Here is a 21,532-nt window from a genome sequence, read left to right as displayed (position 1 = left end):
GTTAAACCACGCTGGCCGAACGCAGGCTTGAATCCGTGGGTAACCCGGCAGGACGCCGGGTTAGCCGTCCTGGGCCAAGGATGGCCCATGACGGCGGCCCACGGATTCAAGCCTGCGTTCGGCCACACCGAGCCTAAGCGAGGTGCCGAGTGGTGGGGCAAGAGCGTTTGGGTTACTTTTGCGCTTTTCAAAAGTGACCCGCCGTAAGGGCGGAACCATAAGCCGCCGTTACCAAAGAAACGGATATACACCCCACTCCCCGGGCTGACTACAAGGCCGCCACACCAGCAAACTCCCCCCGTTTAACAGCGACAATCCGTCACTGTTACCAAATCCGAAATAATGCATCTTACGATTTTCGCTTTCTCTCAACGCCCCAGCGCATTATCCTTGGCGGCAATAACCTGAAACGATTCACCCTCGGTCGACCCCATCTTGCCGATTAACCCTCGCCATAAAGACAGCGCTGTCTCACACCCTTGCGCGCCTGGGGATAAATCGCCCGCCTGTGGATAACCCCCGCTATCCCCAGAAAAACCAATTAACGCTGAACCAAGCCCGTGCCAAATCGTCATCTACAGTGAAGCAACACGGGGATACATAATTCCAACGTCACGGAGAAACACACTATGAGCACTGATGGTGCCTCAAGCCCAAGCCGCCTGCTGCCCAGGCTGCTAGGCGTCTTGCTGCTGATCATGGGCCTCGCCCTGCTGGCCGGTGGTATCAAACTGAGCCTACTCGGCGGGTCGCTGTACTACCTGCTAGCCGGTATCGGCATCACCCTGACCGGCCTTCTGCTGCTGGCCACCCGCCGCGCCGCGCTGGGCCTGTACGCACTGGTGCTGTTCGCCAGCACCGTGTGGGCACTGTGGGAAGTCGGCCTGGACTGGTGGCAGTTGGTGCCGCGCCTGGCGCTGCTGTTCGCCCTGGGCATCATCATGCTGCTCCCATGGTTTCGCCGCCCGTTGCTGCGTGGCCAACCAGCACCGCTGGGCACCGGCGCGCTAAGCGTGGCCGTGGTCCTGGCCGGCGCTGCTGCCGTGGCCAGCCAATTCACCCACCCTGGTGAAATCAAAGGCCAACTGGACCGCGACGCGGTGCCAGGCATGGCCAGCGCTGCGCCAACCCAAGCCGATGGCGACTGGAACGCCTACGGCCGTTCGGCCTACGGCGATCGCTACTCGCCCCTGGCACAGATCACCCCGGAAAACGCCCACAAGCTGGTGCCAGCCTGGACCTTCCGTACCGGCGACATTCCTGGCGCAGGCGACCCCGGTGAAACCACCGCGGAAAACACCCCGCTGAAAGTCAACGGCATGCTCTACGTGTGTACGCCGCACAGCCAGGTGATTGCCCTCGACCCGGATACCGGCAAGGAAATCTGGCGTTTCGATCCGAAGATCACCACCCAAGGCGCCGAGAGCTTCAAGGGTTGGGCGCACATGACCTGCCGTGGCGTGTCCTATCACGATGACGCCGCCTATGCCTCCGAGCAGAGCCCAACCGGCAGCGCCAGCCCGGCTGCCGCGCCGAACGCCTGCCCGAAACGCATCTTCGTACCGACCGCCGACACCCGCCTGATCGCCCTGAACGCCGACACCGGCAAGATGTGCGAAGACTTCGGCGACAAAGGCCAGGTCGACCTGCGTGCCAATATCGGCAGCTTCGCCCCAGGCGGTTACTACTCCACCTCGCCACCGGCCGTGACCAAAAACCTGGTAGTGATCGGCGGTCACGTCACCGATAACGTCTCCACCGACGAGCCCAGCGGCGTGATCCGTGCGTTCGACGTACACACCGGCAAGCTGGTGTGGAACTGGGACAGCGGCAACCCGGACGACACCACCCCGTTGGCCGAGGGCAAGATCTACACCCGCAACTCGCCGAACATGTGGTCCATGTTCGCCGTGGATGAAAAACTCGGCATGCTTTACCTGCCGATGGGCAACCAGATGCCCGACCAATACGGCGGCGACCGTACCGAAGACTCGGAAAAATACAGCGCCGGCCTGACCGCCCTGGACATCGACAGCGGCCACGTGAAGTGGACCTTCCAGTTCACCCACCATGACCTGTGGGACATGGACGTGGGCGGCCAGCCGTCGCTGATCGACATCAAGACCGACGCCGGCGTGAAGCAAGCGGTGATGGCGTCGACCAAACAAGGCAGCATCTACGTGCTGGACCGCGCCACGGGCCAGCCAGTGGTGCCGATCCACGAAGTGGCCGTACCGCAAGGCGCCGTCGCGGGCGATCACACCTCGCCGACGCAACCGAAGTCTGACCTGAACTTCATGCCACCGCCGCTCAAAGAGCGTGACATGTGGGGCGTGACCCCGTTCGACCAGATGCTGTGCCGCATCGATTTCAAATCCATGCGCTACGACGGGGCTTTCACTCCACCATCGCTGCAAGGTTCGATCGTCTACCCGGGTAACTTCGGCGTGTTCGACTGGGGTGGCATTTCCGTCGACCCCGTGCGCCAGATCGCCTTCGTGAACCCGAGCTACATGGCGTTCAAATCGAAACTGATCCCGGCCGCCGACATCGCCAAGCAGGGCCCACGCGTCAGCGAAACCGAAGGCGTGCAGCCAAACAAAGGCGCGCCCTACGGCGTGATCCTCGAAGCGATGCTGTCGCCGATGGGCCTGCCGTGCCAGGCGCCAGCGTGGGGTTATGTGGCGGCGGTCGACCTGACCACCCACAAAACCATCTGGATGCACAAGAACGGCACCGTGCGCGACAGCTCGCCGGTTCCGGTCCCGCTGACCATGGGCGTGCCTAGCCTGGGCGGCACCTTCACCACCGCCGGTGGCGTGTCCTTCCTGAGCGGCACCCTCGACCAGTACCTGCGTGCCTATGACGTGAAAAACGGCAAGCAACTGTGGGAAGGTCGCCTGCCAGCCGGTGCGCAAACCACACCGATGACCTACACCGGCAAGGACGGCAAGCAGTACGTGCTGGTCATGGCCGGCGGTCACGGTTCCCTGGGCACCAAGCAGGGTGACTATGTGATGGCGTTCAAACTGCCGGATTAAGCGTTACCGGCAGCACAACAAAGGCGGCTTCCCTCGCGGGTAGCCGCCTTTTTTACTGCGTTTTTTTCACAGCAGAACGTGTTCGCGCCGCATCCACCGCTCGAACGCCATCGCGGTCAACGGCCGGCTGATCAAGTAACCCTGGGCGGTGTCGCAATTCCACTGTTTGAGCAGCGCCAGGCTGGGCTCGAACTCAACCCCCTCGGCCACCACCTTGAGCCCCAGGTTGTGGCTCATTTCGATGGTGGAGCGCACGATCACGCCGTCGCCGCTGGTGCTGTCGAGGTTGCGCACAAAGGACTGGTCGATCTTCAGTTCCTGCACCGGCAGGCGCTGCAATTGCGCCAGCGACGAATAGCCGGTGCCGAAGTCATCCACCGACAGGCTGATGCCGCAGCCGCGCAGTTGTTCCAGCACGCGGAGCGCCTGTTGCGGGTTGTGCATGATCGCGCTTTCGGTGATCTCAAAAATCAATTGCTGGGCCAGTACGCCGTATTGCAGCAGCAAGGCAGTGACGCGAATCGCCAGGTCGTCATCGGCCAAGTCGTCCACCGAAATATTCACCGACAGTTGGATATGCAGACCACTGCGCGCCCACTCGGCGATCTGGCGGATGGCTTCTTCGATCACCCACAACGTCAGGCTGCCTATGCTGCCGGTGCGTTCGGCCAGGGGGATGAATTCGACAGGCGACACCAGCCCCAGGCTCGGGTGCTGCCAGCGCAGCAAGGCTTCGGCCTGGCACACATGGCCGTGCTTGAGGTCGAGCTTGGGCTGATAGCACAGGAACAACTCACCTTCGAGGGCGGCGCGGCGCAGGTCGCGGATCAGGGTGATCTGGCGCTGGTGCGCCAGGTCCCGGTCCTGGCGGTAGATCTGCAGATAGCCAGGCAAGGCCGCCGCATCATGGCGGGCAATGGCGGCGCGGGTGATCAGTTCGTCGACCTGCTGGCCGTCGGTGGGGTACGCGGCGATGCCGATGCTCACTTCATGGCGCAGTTCGTCGTTGCCGATGCGCTGGGGTTCGGTGATCAGCGCATAGAGACGGTCGGCACGGGCCACGGCGCGGTCGATCTGGGTGTTTTCCAGCAGCACCAGAAACTCGCTGCCGGTGATGCGCGCCGCCGTGTCGCTGGCCAGCAGGCTCATGGACAAACAGCGGCTGGCTTCGCGGAGCATTTGCTCGACGCCTTGCGGGCCGAAGCCTTCATTGATCAACCGGTAGTTTTCAATCCCCAGGTACAGCAACACCACCGGGCGCTGCGCACTGATCGCACTGCCCAGGCGCTCCATGGCCAGGGCCCGATTGGGCAGACCGGTGAGCGGGTCATGCAGGGCGTTATGGGCCAGTTGCCGTTCGCGCACGGCAATCCCGCTTTGCATGGCGTTGAAGGCGCGGGCCAGCAGGCCGAATTCATCGTTGCCGCGCACCCGCACCGGCGTGCGGTAGTCACCGGCGCCGATGCGTTCGGCGGCCTCCACCAACGCATTGAGCGGGCGCGACACCCGCCGCGCCAGAAACAACGCGCCGGCCAGCGACATCAGCAGCACCGCCAAGGCAATCCCGAGAAATTGCCGGCCCAGCGGCGCAAAGGCTTCCAGGGCATGGTCCAGCGGGCTTTGCAGCAGCACCCGCACTTCATCGCCATCGCCGGTGTTGGCCAGTGACAGCACATGGCTGAGCACGCGTTCGCCGTAGAACAGATCGATCTGCGCCTCGGGGTTGGGGTGTGGGTCACGCAGCAGGCTGAGCAGGGTGGCCTGGTAGCCATCGGGCTGAGTGCTGAGCAGTGCGCCGGGGCGTGTGCCTTGCACACTGAGGAACGACACGTCGAGGTTGCTCATGGAGCGCAGTTCATTGGCGAACAGCGTGTCCATGGGAAAGCCCATGACGACGCGGGCGACGGGCAGCGGGTCGAGCACTTCGTCTTGCACCAGCAAATAGGGGCGCCCGTCCATCGCCACGATCAGCATTTGCAGGCCACTGCGGCGTGCCTGGCGCAGTGCTGCGTCGTAAGGAAACGGTTGACCGCTGGAGAGCATAGGCAAGGTACTGACCATCACCTTGCCATCGAGCCCAAGAACAAACACTTCGCTGGCACGAATGCCGGTCCCGTGTTGCCGCAGAGCGGCCAGGATCGGCGCGGCCTTGCCTGCGAGCACAGCGTGTTTGAACGGGCCGTCAGCGGTGAGCCAGTCGAGCCCGTATTGCAAGCGGCGCCCGCGCAAGTCCAGCAGGCGCTCGAACACTTGGGTGCCGGTTTTCAACTGGACCCGCGCCTGGTTCTCCACGGCGCGGCTGGTGGTAGCCTTGACCGCGAAGTAGGTGCCGGCAACCACCAGCAACAACAACAGGGCCAGCACCCCGGCAATACGGGTCTGAAACGTGTGACGCCACGGCATGGCCGCGCCCCGCGCAAGCGTGCGCCTCTCGATGCCATTGCGTCCCTTTGTCATGTGCCTTCCTTGCGACGACCGGCTCTGCGTCAAAAAAACATCTATTTTTAGAAGATGTTGGGTTTGAGCAGATTAGCTGGGAGTTCAGGCAAGCGCACACAATAAAACCGGGATATTTCGCGTCATATTATTGGCGACAGGCGGTTGGCCGGCATCACCCTCGCGCGCGCATGAAATCCCCCCAGCGCCGCACCAGGTAGTTGTGTTCATCCATCACCGAATTCCACACCGCGATATGCCCCATGCGCTGTTCATAGGACCCGCCGTCGCGCACTTCGCCGATATCGATCAGCGGCAGGCCATCGCTGCCCGGTAATTCTTCCCGCGCGGGTTTACCGGCGTACCAGTAGTCCCATTCGGCGCTGGTCAAGTGATCGCGGCTGCGTGCCGGGTTGCCGATGTAGTAACCCTGGCGGGCCATCACTGCCCCCGGCCAGCCGGACAGCCACCAATTGAGGTACGCATAGGCCGCGTCGAGCACCGGGCCCTGGGCATGGCGCGACAATGACAGGCCACCGAACCAGGCGCGATAACCTTCGCGCGGCACTGCCAGGCGGTACTTCCCCCCCGCACGGTGCAGGCGCATCAGGGTCGGCGACCACAGGCTCTGGATATCGATGCTCGGGCTGAGCATCAATTGCGCGGCTTCTTCATCGTCGGACCAGAAGGCCGCGAAGTGCCCTTCTTTCTGCTTGCGCACCAGGATATCGGCGAGCACATCGATCTCTTCAATGCTCATATTGCCGATGTCCTTGAACGTCGCCAGCCCAGCGCCCTGCACCGCCAGCGCGGCATCCAGGGCGCCGATGGCGGCGTCACTTTGCAGGGCGGTGCGCGCACGCAACTGCGGGTCGAGCAACCAGCCCCAGCTTTCATTGCTGCGGCTGAAGGCCTCGGGCAAGCGCTCGGGGCGGTAGGCGAAGCTGTCGGCGTTGTGGGTCAGCGGCAACATGCTGATGCGTTCGGTGACGGTGCTGCCGAGGCTGCCATCGTGCTGCACAAACAGCCGTTCACTGGGCACGCTGCCACTGCCCAGGCAGTCGCTGGGCGACAGGCGACCACGTTTGGGCAGGTCGTTGATCTCGTGCCACAAGGCGATGCGCCGCGTGTCGATGGGCTGGATCGCGCGGGCGGGCCACACGAAGTCGACGTTGTGGAACCACTGGTCGTACAGATCGTAGCTGTCGGGCTGCATCACCGCGATGCGCTGGGCCTGTTCGACGTCATGCACCTGGTACACCAGGCGAATGCCCAGTTCCTGCTCGGCCCGCACGCGCAAGCATTCGAGCAAGGTCACCGAAGTGCCAAGGACTCTTAAGGTGATCATGCCGCGAACCGCCGTGAAAATGCTTCAAACGAGCGGCGCAACTGCGTGGGATCGAGGCCGCGCAGGATAAACACCAGGCGCGATTGCCGGTCGGTGCCCGGCCACGCCGGCAGGTGGACTGGCGCATGCAGGCAGTGCTGCACGCCATGAATGACGATGGGGGCCGAGCTTGCGTTCACGTTGAGCAGTCCTTTGACGCGAAGGATTCGTTCGCCATGGCATCTTAACAGCATCGATAACCACACTCCGAAACCGACCCAATCGAGCGGCTGGTCGAAGGTCAGGCAGCAGACTTGCGCGGCGCCATGGCTGGCCGTGGTGGTCCGGTGCAGTTGCCAGCGGCTGACTTCGACCGCCGGTTCGGCGCTGCGCAAGCCTTCGCCAAGCAACAGTTGATCGCCGCTGTGGATGTCGTGGGTATCCAGGATCGGCGTGCCCGGGTTCAGCGCCTGTAGGTGCAAACGCAGCGGCTCGCAGTCGTCCACCCGGTCGGTCTTGCTCAGCAGCAAGCGATCCGCCGCCGCCACCTGGGCCAGCCATTCCGGGTGCAGGCGTTCCTGCAGGGCGGCGTGGCTGGCGTCGACCAGGGTGATGACCAGGCCGATATGAAAACGCCCGCGCAGTTGCACGTCGTTGTTGAGGGTCGCAAGGATCGGCGCCGGGTCGGCCAGGCCGGTGGTTTCCAGGATCACCCGCTTGAAGGCCGGGATTTCACCGCGCTCGCGGCGTTGCAAGAGGCCGAGCAGTGCGTCTTTGAGTTCACCGCGAATCGAGCAGCAGACGCAGCCGCTGGGCAGCAGCACGGTGTCCGGCGCCACTTCTTCCACCAGCAGATGGTCGATGCCGATGTCGCCGAATTCATTGATCAGCAGCGCCGTATCGCCAAGGCTTTCGCCTTGCAGCAGGCGCGTGAGCAAGCTGGTTTTGCCAGCGCCGAGAAAGCCGGTGATCACATTCAGAGCGATGCTCATCGTTCCACCTCATACCCACCGCCGTCGGCCGGAACGCGTTGACTGTGGCGAGAGCGCTTGCTCTCGCTGGGCTGCGAAGCGGGCCCAAAACCAAGCGACCGAGGTGTGCCAGATCCTCTTCGGACACCGCGCTGGGAGCGCTTTGCACTCCAGCGGGAGCAAGCTCCCTCGCCACAATGGGGCGTGCCTACGGAAAGCATGGTGTGTTTTCCAAGTGGTTCAGCAGTTGCGGATCAAGCGGGTCCAGTGGCCGCCCGAGCAGGGTTTCGGCCGCTTGCCAGAGTTGATCCAGGCCGCTGGCCAACGCCTGTTTGCCGGTGGCGCCCAGCAGCAGGTACGAGGCGCCCTGGAAGTCTTCGACCTTGAGCCGGAACACCGCCAACACCTGGTTGATCGCGGCGATCCGGCGCAGGCGTTCGCGGCGCCTGGGCAACTCATCGCCCAGCGGGTCGCTCCAGTGCAGGTCTTCGCCGAGCAGCCCGCAGAGTCCGCACATCGCTACACCCCGCTCATGGCATGACATCGCCGGAGTTCGGGCCCAGGGTCTGGCCGACGAACAGGTTACCGCCCGGCTCGCTGGCCAGCAGCACGGCGGTGGGCGCCACTTCGTCGGCCAGGCCGAAGCGCCCCAGGGGCAGCTCGGCGGCCTTGGCACGCTTCCAGCTGTCGCTGATGCCGCCCACCAGCGGCGTCTCGATGGGACCCGGCGCGATGGCGTTGACCAGCACGTTGTCCTTGGCGACTTCCAGCGCCAGGGATTTGGTGAAGCCGATCACACCGGCCTTGGCCGCTGCGTAATGGGTCAGCTCGGCGCCGCCCTTGATCCCCAGTTGCGAGGCGACGTTGATGATCCGCCCCCAGCCCTGCGCCAGCATGTGCGGCAAGGCACGCTGGCTGGCGACGAAGACGCTGGTGAGGTCGACGCGCAGCATGTCGTTCCACATTTCGATGGAGAGGTCGACGCAGCGCGCCTGGGTGAGCATGCCGGCGTTGTTGACCAGAATATCGATGCCGCCGAAATGCTCGACGCAACGATCGACACTGGCCCGGGCGCCTTCAACGGTGCCGACATCGGCCAGGCACTCGAACACTTCGGCGCCAAGGTTGCGGCAGGTGATGGCGGTTTCGGCGAGGCTGACGGCATTACGGTCGGCCAGCAGCAGGCGCGTGCCTTCAGCGGCGTAGGCACGGGCGATGGCGGCACCGATGCCGCTGCCGGCGCCGGTGATGACGGCGCGGCGGTTAGTCAGTTGGGGCATACAAAAACTCCTGAAAAAACACAGTACCCATGTGGGAGGGGGCTTGCTCCCGATAGCGGTGGTTCAGATAAAACAATGGTGACTGACACACCGCTATCGGGAGCAAGCCCCTCCCACATTTGAGGATCGAGTACATCCGTCAGTCGGGCCAGCGCACGGTTAAACCACCGTCGATGACGATGCTTTGCCCGGTCAGGTAGCTCGATGCATCACTGGTCAAAAACTGCACCAGCGACGCCACTTCATCCGCCCTCCCCACCCGGCCCAACGGAATCGCCCGTGCGGCCTTGGCCAAACCTTCCGGCCCGAGGGAGTTCTGCGCGTCCAGCGATTGCGGCGTCTCGATCAACCCCGGGATCACCGCATTGCAGCGAATCCCCAACGGCGCCAATTCCACCGCCAGTGAGCGGCACAATCCCGGCACACCGGCCTTGGCCGCCGCGTAATGGCTGTGCTCCTGCCAGCCATATACGCCGCCGGCAATCGACGAAATCGCCACCAGCGCGCCGCCCGCGGGCATATGCCGAGTCGCCGCGCGGAAGGTGCGCATTACCCCCGTCAGGTCGACGTTGAGCATTTCGTCCCACCGTTGATCGGTCATTTCCAGCAGCGGCGCACGGCGCAGCAGACCGGCGTTGGCCACCGCATAATCGAGGCGGCCAAAATGCTGCACGGCCTGGGCAGCCAAGGCGTCCACCGAGGCGGTATCGCCCACGTCCAGCGGCAGCATCAGGCATTCGCCAGCCGCCTGTTCCACCAGGGACACGGTGGTGCGCGGGTCATGAGGATCGGCCGGGTAATACCCGCCCACCACCGCCACGCCGTGGCGCGCATAGGCCACCGCGAGGGCTTGGCCGATGCCGCTGGCGGCACCGGTAATCAAGGCAACTTTACGCTTCATCAAACCCTCCTTACTGCACGGTTTCCGGACGCACATGGCGTGCGGCAAACATCAGCACACCGGACAAAAAGCACGGCAAGGCGCCGAACCACAGCGCGGCGGTCTGCCAGTCGCTGCCGGCGGACAACACTTGCGTCGCGCCGAAACCTGCGACCACCGCGCCAATCGGGCCCATGGCATGAATGATCGCGCCGCCGGTGGCACGGATGCTGGTGGGGAAACTTTCGCTGATAAAGAACAACGCCGCCGAGTACGGCCCGATCAGGAAGAACAGGCCCAGGCTGTACAACCCGACCACCATCGCCATGTTGCTCGGGCCGAACAGCATCCCGGCGAACGACAGCCCGCCGAGCATCCAGCCCAGGCCGATGACGTTGCGGCGGCCGATCTTGTCGCCCATCCAGCCGTGACTGAGGTAGCCGCAGTAACCCACCAGGTTCGACAGCACGAGGATGATCAGCGAGTTCTCGAACGAGATGTGGTGAACGCTGACGATCACCGACGTGCCGAGCACGCTGAACACCTGGATCGCTGCCCAGTTGAGCAACAGCGCGGCGCCGATCACCAGGGTGGCGCGGCGGGCCGGGCCACGGAAGGCGGCTTTGAGGCCGGCTTTGCTGTGCTCGTCGTAGTCCACGCCGTAGGTCGCGGCGACGTTTTGCGCTTCGCTCACCGCGCCGCTTTTACGCAGCGCGCTGATGCGCTGATGGATCTGGAACTGCGGGCTCTCCTTGAGCTTGCGCGCCATAATCGCGATGACCACGGCCGGGATCGCGGCAAAAATGAAGCAGCCCTGCCAGCCGATGATCGGCAGCAACAGCGCGGTCAACCCCGCCGCGATCAGCGCACCGACCGGCCAGCCGCCCTGCACCAGGCTGTAGATAAACCCCCGGCGCTTGGTCAGTCGGGGATCTTGCGAGGCGCCATACAGCTCGCTCAAATACGTGGCGTTGACGGTTTCCTCGGCATAACCCAGGCCGCCCAACGAACGGATCAGGATCAGCGGCGACTTGCCCCACGCACCACCGATCGCGGTCAGCGCCGAGCACACCGCGGAGCCGGCCACGGTGAAGATAATGCCTTTGCGCCGCCCCAACTTATCGACGACGGGGCCAATGGCAAATGCCACCACCGCCGTACCCACCGCCACCCAGGTCGCGATTTCAGCTTGTTCCACCTCGCCCCAGCCGAAGTGCCGGCCGATCTCCGGCAGCAACGTGCCGAACAGGATGAAGTCGTACACCGCAAACACCCAGGCGAAAAACGCGATCCAGGTGGCGAAGCGCACTTCCTGGGACGTCAGTTGCCGGGGTTTCCAGCCAGTCAGGTCAAGCTTGTTGTAGATGGACATGGATCGCGCCTCGAGGGTGGGATGGGGTCAGGTACGCGGTTGGCGGCGGATAAAGTCATCGGCGATTTCGTCGAAGGTGACGAAGCGCACGCCGGCATGGCTCTGGATGTGTTCGATCAAGCGTTCGAGCATCAGCAGCACTTGCGGGCGGCCGGATACGTCGGGGTGGATGGTCATGGTGAACACCGCGTGTTCGTGTTCGCGGTAGACCCAGTCGAACTGATCGCGCCACATTTCTTCGAGGTGACGCGGGTTGACGAAGCCGTGGCTGTTGGGGGCTTTCTTGATGAACATCATCGGCGGCAGGTCGTCGAGGTACCAGTTGGCCGGGATCTCCACCAGGTCGGTTTCTTCGCCGCGCACCAGCGGTTTCATCCAGGTGTCGGGGTGCTGGCTGTAGTCGATTTTGGTCCAGCTGTCGCCCTTGCGCACGTAGTAGGGGTGGAAGTCGTTGTGCATCAGGCTGTGGTCGTACTTGATGCCTTTTTTCAACAGCAGTTCGTTGGTGACCTTGCTGAATTCCCACCACGGTGCGACGTAGCCGGTCGGACGTTTACCGGTCACGTGGGTGATCAGTTCGATGGACTTGTCGAGCACGATTTCTTCCTGCTCGGCGGTCATCGCAATCGGGTTTTCGTGGCTGTAGCCGTGTACGCCGATTTCGTGACCGGCGTCGGCCACCGCCTTCATCTGCGCGGGAAAGGTTTCCATCGAGTGGCCGGGGATAAACCAAGTGGTGCGCAGGCCGTAGCGCTCGAACAGTTTGAGCAGGCGCGGCGCGCCGATTTCACCGGCGAACAGGCCGCGGGAGATATCGTCTGGCGAGTCTTCGCCGCCGTAGGAACCGAGCCAGCCGGCGACGGCGTCAACGTCGACGCCGAATGCACAGAGGATGTCTTTAGCCATGGGGTGTCTCCTTAGAGAGTCAGTTGGGATTCGACGGACAGCGCAGCCCGCAACAGGCGTGCGTCTTCCCCCGTTGGGGCGATGTGGATGACGGCCGGGGGTGCCGACCGACTCGCGTGGTCGAGGGCGTGCACCGGGTCGCTGCGACCGCTGGCGAAAGCCTCGGCCATTGAAGTGGCGTCTGACATCAGGCTGATCCTCACAAAACGTACATATTAATAAAATGTACATTTTATAAAGGCAGCTTTCGTGCCAGTCTGTGTCGACGGCTTTTTCTGTGATTGCGCTTTATCGACCAGAGCGGCGGGATAGATGCTTTTGTAGGAAGCAAAAAAACCTGGCGCGGACCCTGCAGCGGGCCTTCAAGCTAATAATGTATCTTTTATTAATAAGTACATTTTGGTGCAGAAAAGTAACAGCCCTACCTTCAAGGCCCCAAAAAAGTGCCGCCGACGTGGCGCGGAGTGACAGGTACATCTATGAGAGAATCCCTGGCTGCGTCCTACATACACCCGACCTCTTTACCCCAGAGAACACGATGAAAGCAGTGTCCGCCTCGGCCTCTCGTTACGCGATGATTCACCAGCTTTTGCGTGACGCGATCGTCAACGGCACCGCCCGCCACGGGCTGGTCCTGCTCGAAGCGCCGCTGGCCGAATTGTTTGGCACCAGCCGCGTGCCGGTACGCAAGGCGCTGGACCTGCTGCATGCCGAAGGGTTGATCTGCCGTTTCAACGGGCGGGGTTACCTGATCAACCCCGAGGGCGTGGCCATGGAACCGCTGCGCCTGCCCCTGAGCCCGGCGCACCTGGGCCTGAACGACGAGGACGAACTGGTGGATACACGGCCGTTGGGCGAGCGGATCGTCGAGGAGATCGGCGCGGCGCTGTCCACCTGCATCGCTTTCGGCCATTACCGCCTGGATGAGCAAGCCGCCGCCGACCACTACGGCGTCAGCCGCGCGGTGGTGCGTGAAGCACTGATGCGCCTGCGCGACCGTGGCCTGGTCGAAAAAGAGCCCTACTCCCAATGGCTGGCAGGGCCGCTGACGGCGCGGGAAGTCACCGAAGACTACGAACTGCGCGCCTGCCTGGAGCCCGAAGCGCTGCGCCAGAGCGCGCCGAACCTTGACCGCGCGCTGCTCGAAGCCATGTTGCAACGCGTGCTCGACGCCCAGGACAGCCCACAGTGCAGCCTGGAAGCCATCGAGCAGATCGAAGAGGATTTGCACCAACGCTGCCTGGCCGGCCTGCAAAACCGCAAGATCGCCGCGCTGATCCGCCAGGGCCAGAGCCCGATGATCATCAGCCGGATTTTCTATCGCTTGCTGGGGATCGGTGCCGACCCGGCGATGCTCGCCGAACACCGCTTGATCCTGGAGTTGTTGCTGCACGGCGCGTTCGATGCGGCGGCGTTGAACCTGCGCGAGCACCTGCAACGGGCGCGGCAGCGGATGTTGCAGCGCTTGAAGGTGTTGTCGGTATTGCCGGAACAACCCCTGCCCGCCTACCTCCACAAAATCAGCTGACTGCATGCGGCTAACCCTGTGGGAGGGGGCTTGCTCCCGATAACCGTGTATCAGTCAACGTATGGGGTGACTGTCACGCCGCAATCGGGAGCAAGCCCCCTCCCACCTTGACCGGGGCTCTGCAGTAATTTCATGCAATATGTTGCTATCTAGCCCCCGCCATTGAAACCACCGCTGGACCGCCCCATCTAACTGGCATACTTCCCTATGCAGGTGCCCCATGAGCGACCAGCAAGATATCCCTGATTTCGACGCCAACGAATACGCCGACCCTGAAAACGCCGAGGGTCACTCGTCCAATACCGGCCTGGCCCTGCCTGGGCAAAACCTGCCGGACAAGGTCTACATCATCCCGATTCACAATCGCCCGTTCTTCCCGGCGCAAGTGTTGCCGGTGATCGTCAATGAAGAACCGTGGGCCGAAACCCTGGAGCTGGTGAGCAAATCCGACCATCACTCCCTGGCCCTGTTCTTCATGGACACGCCGCCAGATGATCCACGGCATTTCGACACCTCCGCGCTGCCGCTGTACGGCACCCTGGTGAAGGTCCACCACGCCAGCCGCGAAAACGGCAAACTGCAATTCGTCGCCCAGGGCCTGACCCGCGTGCGGATTCGCACCTGGCTCAAGCACCACCGCCCACCGTACCTGGTGGAAGTCGAATACCCGCACCAGCCGACCGAGCCGACCGACGAGGTCAAGGCCTACGGCATGGCGCTGATCAATGCGATCAAGGAACTGCTGCCGCTCAACCCGCTGTACAGCGAAGAGCTGAAGAACTACCTCAACCGCTTCAGCCCTAACGACCCGTCGCCGCTGACCGACTTCGCCGCCGCCCTCACGTCGGCGACCGGTACGGAGCTGCAGGAAGTGCTGGACTGCGTGCCCATGCTCAAGCGCATGGAAAAAGTGCTGCCGATGCTACGCAAGGAAGTCGAAGTCGCGCGTTTGCAAAAAGAACTCTCCGCCGAGGTGAACCGCAAGATCGGCGAGCACCAGCGCGAATTCTTCCTCAAGGAACAGCTCAAGGTCATCCAGCAGGAACTGGGCTTGACCAAGGACGACCGCAGCGCCGACGTCGAGCAGTTCGAACAGCGCCTGGAAGGCAAAGTGCTGCCGGCGCAGGCGCAGAAACGCATCGATGAAGAACTGAACAAACTGTCGATCCTCGAAACCGGCTCGCCGGAATACGCAGTGACGCGCAACTACCTGGACTGGGCGACTTCAGTGCCGTGGGGCGTGTACGGCAAGGACAAGCTCGACCTGAAACATGCGCGCAAGGTCCTGGACAAACACCACGCCGGCCTGGACGACATCAAGAGTCGCATCCTCGAATTCCTCGCGGTGGGCGCTTATAAAGGCGAAGTCGCCGGCTCCATCGTGCTGCTGGTCGGGCCGCCGGGTGTGGGCAAGACCAGCGTGGGTAAATCGATTGCCGAATCCCTCGGGCGGCCGTTCTATCGCTTCAGCGTCGGCGGCATGCGCGACGAGGCCGAGATCAAGGGCCATCGCCGCACCTACATCGGCGCCATGCCCGGCAAGCTGGTGCAGGCGCTCAAAGATGTGGAAGTGATGAACCCGGTGATCATGCTCGACGAGATCGACAAGATGGGTCAGAGCTTCCAGGGCGACCCGGCTTCGGCGCTGCTGGAAACCCTCGACCCGGAACAGAACGTCGAATTCCTCGACCACTACCTGGACCTGCGCCTGGACCTGTCGAAAGTGCTGTTCGTGTGCACCGCCAACACCCTGGACTCGATCCCCGGCCCCTTGCTGGACCGCATGGAAGTGATTCGCCTGTCGGGCTATATCACCGAAGAAAAAGTCGCCATCGCCAAACGCCACCTGTGGCCAAAGCAGTTGGAAAAAGCCGGCGTGTCGAAAAACAGCCTGACCATCAGCGACGGCGCCCTGCGCGCCTTGATCGACGGCTATGCCCGCGAAGCCGGGGTGCGCCAGTTGGAGAAACAACTGGGCAAGCTGGTGCGCAAGGCGGTGGTCAAGCTGCTGGATGAGCCGGACGCGGTGATCAAGATCGGCACCAAGGACCTGGAAAGCTCCCTCGGTATACCGGTGTTCCGCAACGAACAAGTGCTGTCCGGCACCGGCGTTATCACCGGGTTGGCCTGGACCAGCATGGGCGGCGCGACCTTGCCGATCGAGGCGACCCGCATCCACACGCTCAACCGCGGCTTCAAGCTCACCGGGCAACTGGGTGATGTGATGAAAGAATCCGCTGAAATCGCCTACAGCTACGTCAGCGCCAATCTGAAGTCGTTTGGCGGTGATCCGAAGTTCTTCGATGAAGCCTTCGTCCACCTGCACGTACCCGAAGGCGCCACGCCGAAAGACGGCCCGAGCGCTGGCGTGACCATGGCCAGTGCGCTGTTGTCGCTGGCGCGCAACCAGCCACCGAAGAAAGGCGTGGCCATGACCGGCGAGCTGACGCTGACCGGGCATGTACTGCCAATTGGCGGGGTGCGTGAGAAGGTGATCGCGGCGCGGCGCCAGAAGATTCACGAGCTGATCTTGCCCGAGCCCAATCGCGGCAGTTTTGAAGAGCTGCCGGAGTATCTGAAGGAAGGGATGACCGTGCACTTCGCCAAGCGTTTTGCGGATGTGGCGAAGGTGTTGTTCTGACAGTTTTTTAGCGCCTGAGCGGGCGTCATCGCGGGCAAGCCCACTCCCACAGTTGACCGAGTACATCCTTTGGAATGCGCTCGAATGTGGGAGCGGGCTTGCCCGCGATGGCGCCAGCCCAGCCACCTCATACACTGCCCGCCCGCCCCCCTGCCTCATCTTCGGTTATGCTCGCTCTTCGTCGCACATCAACGGAGCCCCCATGACCGCTGCCCGCCTGCTTCTCCCCTTGAGCCTTGCCCTGCTGGCCGCGTGCGCCAGTGCCCCACAGCAAAACGTCAGCGTGGAAAAACAGAGCACCTGCCCGCTCCAACTCAAAACCGGACAAAACCTGATCCTGACCCTGCCAAGCAACCCCACCACTGGCTACCGCTGGGCCATCCAGGATTCCGCCGGCGGCGTGCTGCGCGCACTGAGCCCCGAGGTCTACAGCAGCACAGAATCCGGCGTGATCGGCGGCGGTGGCCAATCCACCTGGCGCTTCCAGGCCTTCTCGTCCGGCCAGGGCCGTTTGCGCCTGACCTCCCAGCAGCCCTGGGAACCGGAAGCCGAACCGACCGAGACGTTCGACTGCGCCATCACGGTGAACTGATATGCCATGGCTGATTCTTGCGTTGATGGGCGCCGGCACCTTTATCTACGGCCTGACCGTCCATGCGGCGTTACTGTGCCTGCTGGTCAAACCGTTGCCGGTCCTGGCGCTGCTGGGCTGGCTGCATGATGCGCCGCCGAGCGACTATCGACGCTGGATCAGCCTGGGGCTGATTTTTTCCCTGGTCGGCGATGTGCTGCTGGCATGGCCGGGCGACTTGTTTATCTTTGGCCTGGGCGCGTTTCTGTGCGCGCACCTGGCGTACCTCAAAGCCTATTTCAGCGACTGCCGACGCTTGGCGTGGCTGCCGTTGGTGCTGGCGCTGGGCGTCGGGGCGATGCTGCTGAGCATCCTGATTTCCCATGGGCTGGGCGAGTTGCTGATTCCAGTGGTGGTTTACGCGCTGGTGATCAGCGCGATGCTCTGGCGGGCGCTGGCGCGACTGGGCAGCGCGGTGCCCAAGCGCTCGGCGTTACTGGCAGCGGCGGGTGCCATATCGTTTGTGGTTTCCGACACGCTGATCGGCATCAACCGGTTTGTGCTGAGCTTCGATGCCGCGCCGTACCTGCTGATCAGCACTTACTGGCTCGGCCAGTGGGGTATCACCGCCTCGGCGTTCCATCAGACAACCCGCGCATCTGCGGAGCAACTTGGCTAAAATGCCGGCCTTTCCCCCTCGTCGCTGGAACAACCGTGAGCAAAGAACCCGATCGCCTATTCGCCCAGCCCCTGCCCCAGGTGCCGGACTTCGCCTTTAACGAGGACGTGGTGCGGGTGTTCCCGGACATGATCAAGCGCTCAGTGCCCGGTTACCCGACCATCGTCGAAAACCTCGGCGTGCTCGCCGCGCAGTTTGCCCAACCCAACAGTGCGCTGTACGACCTGGGTTCGTCCCTCGGCGCGGTCACCCAGGCGTTGCGCCGCCACGTGCGCACCGACGGCTGCCACGTCATCGCGGTGGATAACTCGGCGGCGATGGTCGAGCGCTGCCGCGAATACCTCAATGGCCAGGACTCGATGTTCCAGGAGTTGCTGCCGGTTCAGGTGATCGAGGGCGATATCCTCGCGCTGCAGTTCCAGCCGGCCTCGGTGGTGGCGCTGAACTTCACCCTGCAATTCATCGCTCCCGATCAGCGCCTGGCGTTGCTCGGGCGCATCCGCCAAGCGCTGTTGCCGGGCGGTGCGTTGATCCTCTCGGAAAAGCTGCGTTTCAATGATGCGCAAGAACACGCGCTGCTCACCGATCTGCATGTCGCGTTCAAACGCGCCAACGGCTACAGCGAGCTGGAAATCGCCCAGAAGCGCAGCGCCATCGAAAACGTCATGAAGCCCGACAGCCTCGAAGAACACCGCGAACGCCTGCTGGCGGCCGGGTTCTCGACCGTCGTGCCGTGGTTCCAGTGTCTTAACTTTGCCTCGTTGATTGCCTTGCCATGATTGATCTGTCCCCCCTCGCCCGCCACTTGGTCGGCACTCCCCTGGCCGTATGGGCCCAGGGCCTGCAAGCGCAACTCGATAGCAAGATGGAAAAGGGGCATGGCGACCTGGAGCGCTGGCAGAGTGCGCTGGATGCACTGCCGAAGATCCAGCCCAGCGAAGTCGATTTGCTCAATGGCCTGACCCTCGACACCGCGTGCGACGACGCCACCCGCGCGCAAATGCATACCGCGCTGATGGGCCTGAGCCCGTGGCGCAAAGGCCCGTTCCACCTGTTCGGCGTGCATGTGGATACCGAATGGCGTTCGGACTGGAAGTGGTCGCGAGTCGCGCCGCATCTGGACCTGAACGGTAAACGCATCCTCGATGTCGGCTGCGGCAACGGCTATTACATGTGGCGCATGCTCGGCGCCGGTGCCGACAGCGTGATCGGCGTGGACCCGAACTGGCTGTTCTTCTGCCAGTTCCAGGCGGTACAGCGTTACCTGTCGGCACCGAACGCCTGGCACCTGCCGTTCCCGTTCGAGGACTTGCCGGCGAACCTGGAAGGCTTCGACACCGTGTTTTCCATGGGTGTGTTCTACCACCGTCGCTCGCCGATCGAGCATTTGCTGGCGCTGAAGGACTGCCTGGTCAAAGGCGGTGAACTGGTGCTGGAAACGCTGGTGGTCGAAGGCGATCAGCAACAGGTGCTGGTACCGGAAGACCGTTACGCGCAGATGCGCAACGTGTGGTTCCTGCCGTCGGTGCCGGCATTGATGCTCTGGCTGCGCCGGGCCGGCTTCAGCGACGTGAGGTGCGTGGATGTGAGTGTGACCACGGTGGAGGAACAGCGGGGGACGGAGTGGATGAAGTTTCAGTCGCTGAGTGACTTCCTCGACCCGGAAGACCACAGCAAGACGATTGAAGGGCTACCGGCGCCGATGCGGGCGGTGATCATCGCTAAGAAGTAACCCGCGATCCCCATGAAAAAATGGAGATCAGAATGTGGGAGGGGGCTTGCCCCCGATGGCGGTGGGTCAGCAATAGATAAGCTGACTGACACACTGCTATCGGGGGCAAGTCGAATCGTCGCACCGCCCCTCCCACATTTGCTCATCAGTGTTCTTTAGAGTGGGGGCTTAGCCCGGCGGGCCTTGAAGAACTCACTCAACACCGTCCCGCATTCCTCGGCCAGCACCCCGCCTTCATACAACACCCGATGGTTGAGAAACCCCTGGGTAAAAAACTGCCCCTGGCTTTGCACAATCCCCGCCTTCGGCTCCAGCGCGCCGTACACCACCCGCGCGATGCGCGAATGCACGATCAGGCCCGCGCACATGCTGCACGGTTCCAGCGTCACATACAGCGTGCTGCCGGGCAGGCGATAGTTGCTCAGCGCCTGGGCGGCGGCGCGGATGGCGACCATTTCGGCATGGGCGCTGGGGTCGTTGCCGCTGATCGGGCAATTGAAGCCACGGCCGATGATGACACCGTCCTGCACCAGCACCGCGCCCACCGGCACTTCGCCCAACGCCGCACCCTGCGCCGCCAGTGCCAGGGCTTCGCGCATGAAGTCCTGGTCGCGGCTGCGGTCGATAATCGCCGTGGGGCGAAACTGGCGCATCATGCCACCTCGATAGCGGCCATCAGGCCGGTTTCCATATGGTCGATCACATGGCAGTGGAACATCCACACCCCCGGGTTATCCGCCACCAGCGCCACGCGGGCGCGTTCGTTCTTGCCCAGCAGGTAGGTGTCGGTGAAGTACGGAATCACCGTGTGGCGGTTCGAGGCGATCACCTTGAAGCTCATGCCGTGCAGGTGGATCGGGTGTTGGTACTGGGTCATGTTTTTCAGTTCAAAAATGTAGCTTTTGCCCTTCTCCAGCTTGGCAATCGGGCGGTCGGCGCAGGTCTTGTCGGTGATGTCCCAGGCCTGGCCGTTGATCTGCCACAGGCTGGGCGGCTTGCCGTTGTCGACGTTGACCGACACCGAGCCGACCCATTCGAAATTGAAGTTGAGTTTCTCGGCGTTGGCCAGGTCCGGCTCGCTGATCGGGTTGGCGGGCAGCGCAGGCGGCCATTCAGTCGGCGCGTCGGCGTTGGCCACCGACCGGAACGTGCCCAGGCGCACCGGGCCGTTGCGGATCGACAGTTCTTCGCCCGCCGGCGGCGCCTTGATCGCCAGGCAGATACGCATGCCCGGGCCGAGCCAGTATTCCTTGCCGAGGGGGCGCGGCTCGATGGGGTTGCCGTCCAGCGCATAAATCTGCGCGTCGACGTCGGGAATATTGAGGCGATAGGTCAGCGTGTTGTCGAGGTTGAGCAAGCGCACGCGGGTGATCTGCCCAGCGGGTAAATCGATCACCGCCTGGGACACGCCATTGATCGTCGATAAGCGCCCGGCTGTGCCGCCACGCGCCGCTTCACGGGGCACGCTGAACGCGACAAAGGCGCCCTCTTCGTCGACGTGCCAGCTTTTCAGGCTGAGGGTGCGTTCGTGCTTGAAACCGGTGGGCTCGCGCTCTTCGACGATCAGCGGGCCGACCAGGCCACGGCCGAGTTCTTCGCTGCTGTTCACGTGAGGGTGATACCAATAGCTGCCGGCGTCGGGCACGCGGAACTTGTAGTCGAAGTATTCGCCGGGCAATACCGGCAATTGCGAGACATAGGGCACGCCGTCCATTTCCAGCGGCAGGCGGATGCCATGCCAGTGGATGGTGGTGGCGACCGGCAGGTGATTGATGAAACGCACCCGCAGCCATTCGCCCTGGCGCACGCGCAGCTCGGTGCCGGGCGCCGACGGGCCGAACGCCCAGGCTTGGGTTGTGTGCCCCGGCACCAGCTCCACATCGAGGGGCGCGGCGATCAGTTCGTAGTCGTGTCCCGCCTCGGCCTCGGCGACCTTGCCCAGCCAATAGCGGTAGCCGCCACCGGCACCGACGCCCACTACGGCCAGGCCGGTAAGACCACCCAGGATTTGTCGACGGGAAAAGGATCGGGACACAACAACCTCACGTATCTGCCGCAGGCGCAGGGCCTGCAAAGGGCAGATACGATACACCTGCGACGGCTAAACAGTAAGGCTTCGCATTGCCGCATACCGAAAACACCGAGGACAATGTGGGAGGGGGCTTGCT

At 63.2% G+C, this 21,532-nt stretch carries 18 protein-coding genes; 7 read left to right on the top strand and 11 right to left on the bottom strand.

The genetic code is table 11. The features are described 5' to 3' along the window. Positions 1 to 629: 629 nt before the first annotated feature. Positions 630 to 3,041, top strand: a complete 2,412-nt coding sequence (locus tag ACS5Q8_RS05445; protein ID WP_426099646.1) for a glucose/quinate/shikimate family membrane-bound PQQ-dependent dehydrogenase — start codon at positions 630 to 632, stop codon at positions 3,039 to 3,041. A 66-nt stretch (positions 3,042 to 3,107) separates the two neighbouring features. Here ACS5Q8_RS05445 and ACS5Q8_RS05440 read toward each other — a convergent pair whose 3' ends face one another. The 9 genes from ACS5Q8_RS05440 to ACS5Q8_RS05400 form a co-directional block, all read right to left on the bottom strand. Next, on the bottom strand, positions 3,108 to 5,444 hold the full coding sequence (locus tag ACS5Q8_RS05440; protein WP_465160352.1) for a putative bifunctional diguanylate cyclase/phosphodiesterase: 2,337 nt from the start codon (positions 5,442 to 5,444) through the stop codon (positions 3,108 to 3,110). 208 nt (positions 5,445 to 5,652) lie between these two features. Continuing rightward, complete coding sequence (locus ACS5Q8_RS05435; RefSeq protein ID WP_276196652.1) at positions 5,653 to 6,825, bottom strand: ABC transporter substrate-binding protein; 1,173 nt, start codon at positions 6,823 to 6,825, stop codon at positions 5,653 to 5,655. Beyond that, positions 6,822 to 7,796, bottom strand: a complete 975-nt coding sequence (locus ACS5Q8_RS05430) for a CobW family GTP-binding protein (RefSeq protein WP_426099647.1) — start codon at positions 7,794 to 7,796, stop codon at positions 6,822 to 6,824. The genes ACS5Q8_RS05435 and ACS5Q8_RS05430 overlap by 4 nt, the downstream gene beginning before the upstream one ends. A gap of 187 nt (positions 7,797 to 7,983) precedes the next feature. Next, complete coding sequence (locus ACS5Q8_RS05425; protein WP_247408807.1) at positions 7,984 to 8,292, bottom strand: hypothetical protein; 309 nt, start codon at positions 8,290 to 8,292, stop codon at positions 7,984 to 7,986. A 13-nt stretch (positions 8,293 to 8,305) separates the two neighbouring features. After that, positions 8,306 to 9,055 carry an SDR family NAD(P)-dependent oxidoreductase gene (locus ACS5Q8_RS05420; RefSeq protein ID WP_426099648.1) on the bottom strand — a complete coding sequence of 250 codons (750 nt, stop codon included), beginning with the start codon at positions 9,053 to 9,055 and terminating at the stop codon, positions 8,306 to 8,308. A 139-nt stretch (positions 9,056 to 9,194) separates the two neighbouring features. After that, entirely contained in the window at positions 9,195 to 9,956 is a 762-nt protein-coding gene (locus ACS5Q8_RS05415; protein WP_276196649.1) for an SDR family NAD(P)-dependent oxidoreductase, read from the bottom strand. 10 nt (positions 9,957 to 9,966) lie between these two features. Further along, positions 9,967 to 11,307: an MFS transporter gene (locus ACS5Q8_RS05410; protein WP_276196648.1), complete on the bottom strand. Its 1,341-nt coding sequence runs from the start codon at positions 11,305 to 11,307 to the stop codon at positions 9,967 to 9,969. A 27-nt stretch (positions 11,308 to 11,334) separates the two neighbouring features. After that, positions 11,335 to 12,213 carry a polysaccharide deacetylase family protein gene (locus ACS5Q8_RS05405; protein WP_276196647.1) on the bottom strand — a complete coding sequence of 293 codons (879 nt, stop codon included), beginning with the start codon at positions 12,211 to 12,213 and terminating at the stop codon, positions 11,335 to 11,337. Positions 12,214 to 12,224: 11 nt separating this feature from the next. Further along, positions 12,225 to 12,401: a hypothetical protein gene (locus tag ACS5Q8_RS05400; RefSeq protein WP_247402149.1), complete on the bottom strand. Its 177-nt coding sequence runs from the start codon at positions 12,399 to 12,401 to the stop codon at positions 12,225 to 12,227. Between the two features lie 350 nt (positions 12,402 to 12,751). On the opposite strand from ACS5Q8_RS05400, the gene ACS5Q8_RS05395 reads away from it, so the two are divergent. The 6 genes from ACS5Q8_RS05395 to cmoB all read left to right on the top strand — a co-directional run bounded on the left by ACS5Q8_RS05395 (position 12,752) and on the right by cmoB (position 19,364). Continuing rightward, positions 12,752 to 13,741: a GntR family transcriptional regulator gene (locus ACS5Q8_RS05395; protein WP_247402153.1), complete on the top strand. Its 990-nt coding sequence runs from the start codon at positions 12,752 to 12,754 to the stop codon at positions 13,739 to 13,741. Positions 13,742 to 13,961: 220 nt separating this feature from the next. Beyond that, on the top strand, positions 13,962 to 16,382 hold the full coding sequence (gene lon, locus ACS5Q8_RS05390; protein WP_276196646.1) for an endopeptidase La: 2,421 nt from the start codon (positions 13,962 to 13,964) through the stop codon (positions 16,380 to 16,382). A gap of 202 nt (positions 16,383 to 16,584) precedes the next feature. Then, entirely contained in the window at positions 16,585 to 16,974 is a 390-nt protein-coding gene (locus tag ACS5Q8_RS05385; protein ID WP_465159901.1) for a protease inhibitor I42 family protein, read from the top strand. A gap of 1 nt (position 16,975) precedes the next feature. Beyond that, a complete protein-coding gene (locus tag ACS5Q8_RS05380) occupies positions 16,976 to 17,632 on the top strand; it encodes a lysoplasmalogenase (RefSeq protein WP_276196645.1) in 657 nt (218 codons plus the stop codon). A 35-nt stretch (positions 17,633 to 17,667) separates the two neighbouring features. Beyond that, the gene (gene cmoA / locus ACS5Q8_RS05375) at positions 17,668 to 18,411 is read left to right on the top strand and encodes a carboxy-S-adenosyl-L-methionine synthase CmoA (RefSeq protein WP_247402160.1); all 744 of its coding nucleotides are present in this window, start codon (positions 17,668 to 17,670) and stop codon (positions 18,409 to 18,411) included. Continuing rightward, positions 18,408 to 19,364: a tRNA 5-methoxyuridine(34)/uridine 5-oxyacetic acid(34) synthase CmoB gene (cmoB, locus tag ACS5Q8_RS05370; protein ID WP_443700540.1), complete on the top strand. Its 957-nt coding sequence runs from the start codon at positions 18,408 to 18,410 to the stop codon at positions 19,362 to 19,364. Before cmoA ends, cmoB begins: the two co-directional genes overlap by 4 nt. Before the next feature lie 155 nt (positions 19,365 to 19,519). Here cmoB and tadA read toward each other — a convergent pair whose 3' ends face one another. Together tadA and ACS5Q8_RS05360 are read right to left on the bottom strand one after the other, a co-directional pair. Then, a complete protein-coding gene (gene tadA, locus ACS5Q8_RS05365; RefSeq protein WP_247402165.1) occupies positions 19,520 to 20,017 on the bottom strand; it encodes a tRNA adenosine(34) deaminase TadA in 498 nt (165 codons plus the stop codon). Then, on the bottom strand, positions 20,017 to 21,399 hold the full coding sequence (locus ACS5Q8_RS05360) for a multicopper oxidase family protein (protein WP_465159900.1): 1,383 nt from the start codon (positions 21,397 to 21,399) through the stop codon (positions 20,017 to 20,019). The genes tadA and ACS5Q8_RS05360 overlap by 1 nt, the downstream gene beginning before the upstream one ends. Positions 21,400 to 21,532: the final 133 nt, after the last annotated feature.

This window comes from Pseudomonas sp. PAMC25584 (genome assembly GCF_058135675.1).
The sequence above is the reverse complement of the archived record's forward strand: the minus strand, read 5'-3'. Positions and strand labels throughout refer to the sequence as shown.

Bases quoted from the DNA above. Each gene is read 5' to 3' on its own strand.
- ACS5Q8_RS05445 (WP_426099646.1), top strand. From the start codon at position 630: ATGAGCACTGATGGTGCCTCAAGCCCAAGCCGCCTGCTGCCCAGGCTG.
- ACS5Q8_RS05440 (WP_465160352.1), bottom strand. From the start codon at position 5,444: ATGCCGTGGCGTCACACGTTTCAGACCCGTATTGCCGGGGTGCTGGCC.
- ACS5Q8_RS05435 (WP_276196652.1), bottom strand. From the start codon at position 6,825: ATGATCACCTTAAGAGTCCTTGGCACTTCGGTGACCTTGCTCGAATGC.
- ACS5Q8_RS05430 (WP_426099647.1), bottom strand. From the start codon at position 7,796: ATGAGCATCGCTCTGAATGTGATCACCGGCTTTCTCGGCGCTGGCAAA.
- ACS5Q8_RS05425 (WP_247408807.1), bottom strand. From the start codon at position 8,292: ATGTGCGGACTCTGCGGGCTGCTCGGCGAAGACCTGCACTGGAGCGAC.
- ACS5Q8_RS05420 (WP_426099648.1), bottom strand. From the start codon at position 9,055: ATGCCCCAACTGACTAACCGCCGCGCCGTCATCACCGGCGCCGGCAGC.
- ACS5Q8_RS05415 (WP_276196649.1), bottom strand. From the start codon at position 9,956: ATGAAGCGTAAAGTTGCCTTGATTACCGGTGCCGCCAGCGGCATCGGC.
- ACS5Q8_RS05410 (WP_276196648.1), bottom strand. From the start codon at position 11,307: ATGTCCATCTACAACAAGCTTGACCTGACTGGCTGGAAACCCCGGCAA.
- ACS5Q8_RS05405 (WP_276196647.1), bottom strand. From the start codon at position 12,213: ATGGCTAAAGACATCCTCTGTGCATTCGGCGTCGACGTTGACGCCGTC.
- ACS5Q8_RS05400 (WP_247402149.1), bottom strand. From the start codon at position 12,401: ATGTCAGACGCCACTTCAATGGCCGAGGCTTTCGCCAGCGGTCGCAGC.
- ACS5Q8_RS05395 (WP_247402153.1), top strand. From the start codon at position 12,752: ATGAAAGCAGTGTCCGCCTCGGCCTCTCGTTACGCGATGATTCACCAG.
- lon (WP_276196646.1), top strand. From the start codon at position 13,962: ATGAGCGACCAGCAAGATATCCCTGATTTCGACGCCAACGAATACGCC.
- ACS5Q8_RS05385 (WP_465159901.1), top strand. From the start codon at position 16,585: ATGACCGCTGCCCGCCTGCTTCTCCCCTTGAGCCTTGCCCTGCTGGCC.
- ACS5Q8_RS05380 (WP_276196645.1), top strand. From the start codon at position 16,976: ATGCCATGGCTGATTCTTGCGTTGATGGGCGCCGGCACCTTTATCTAC.
- cmoB (WP_443700540.1), top strand. From the start codon at position 18,408: ATGATTGATCTGTCCCCCCTCGCCCGCCACTTGGTCGGCACTCCCCTG.
- tadA (WP_247402165.1), bottom strand. From the start codon at position 20,017: ATGCGCCAGTTTCGCCCCACGGCGATTATCGACCGCAGCCGCGACCAG.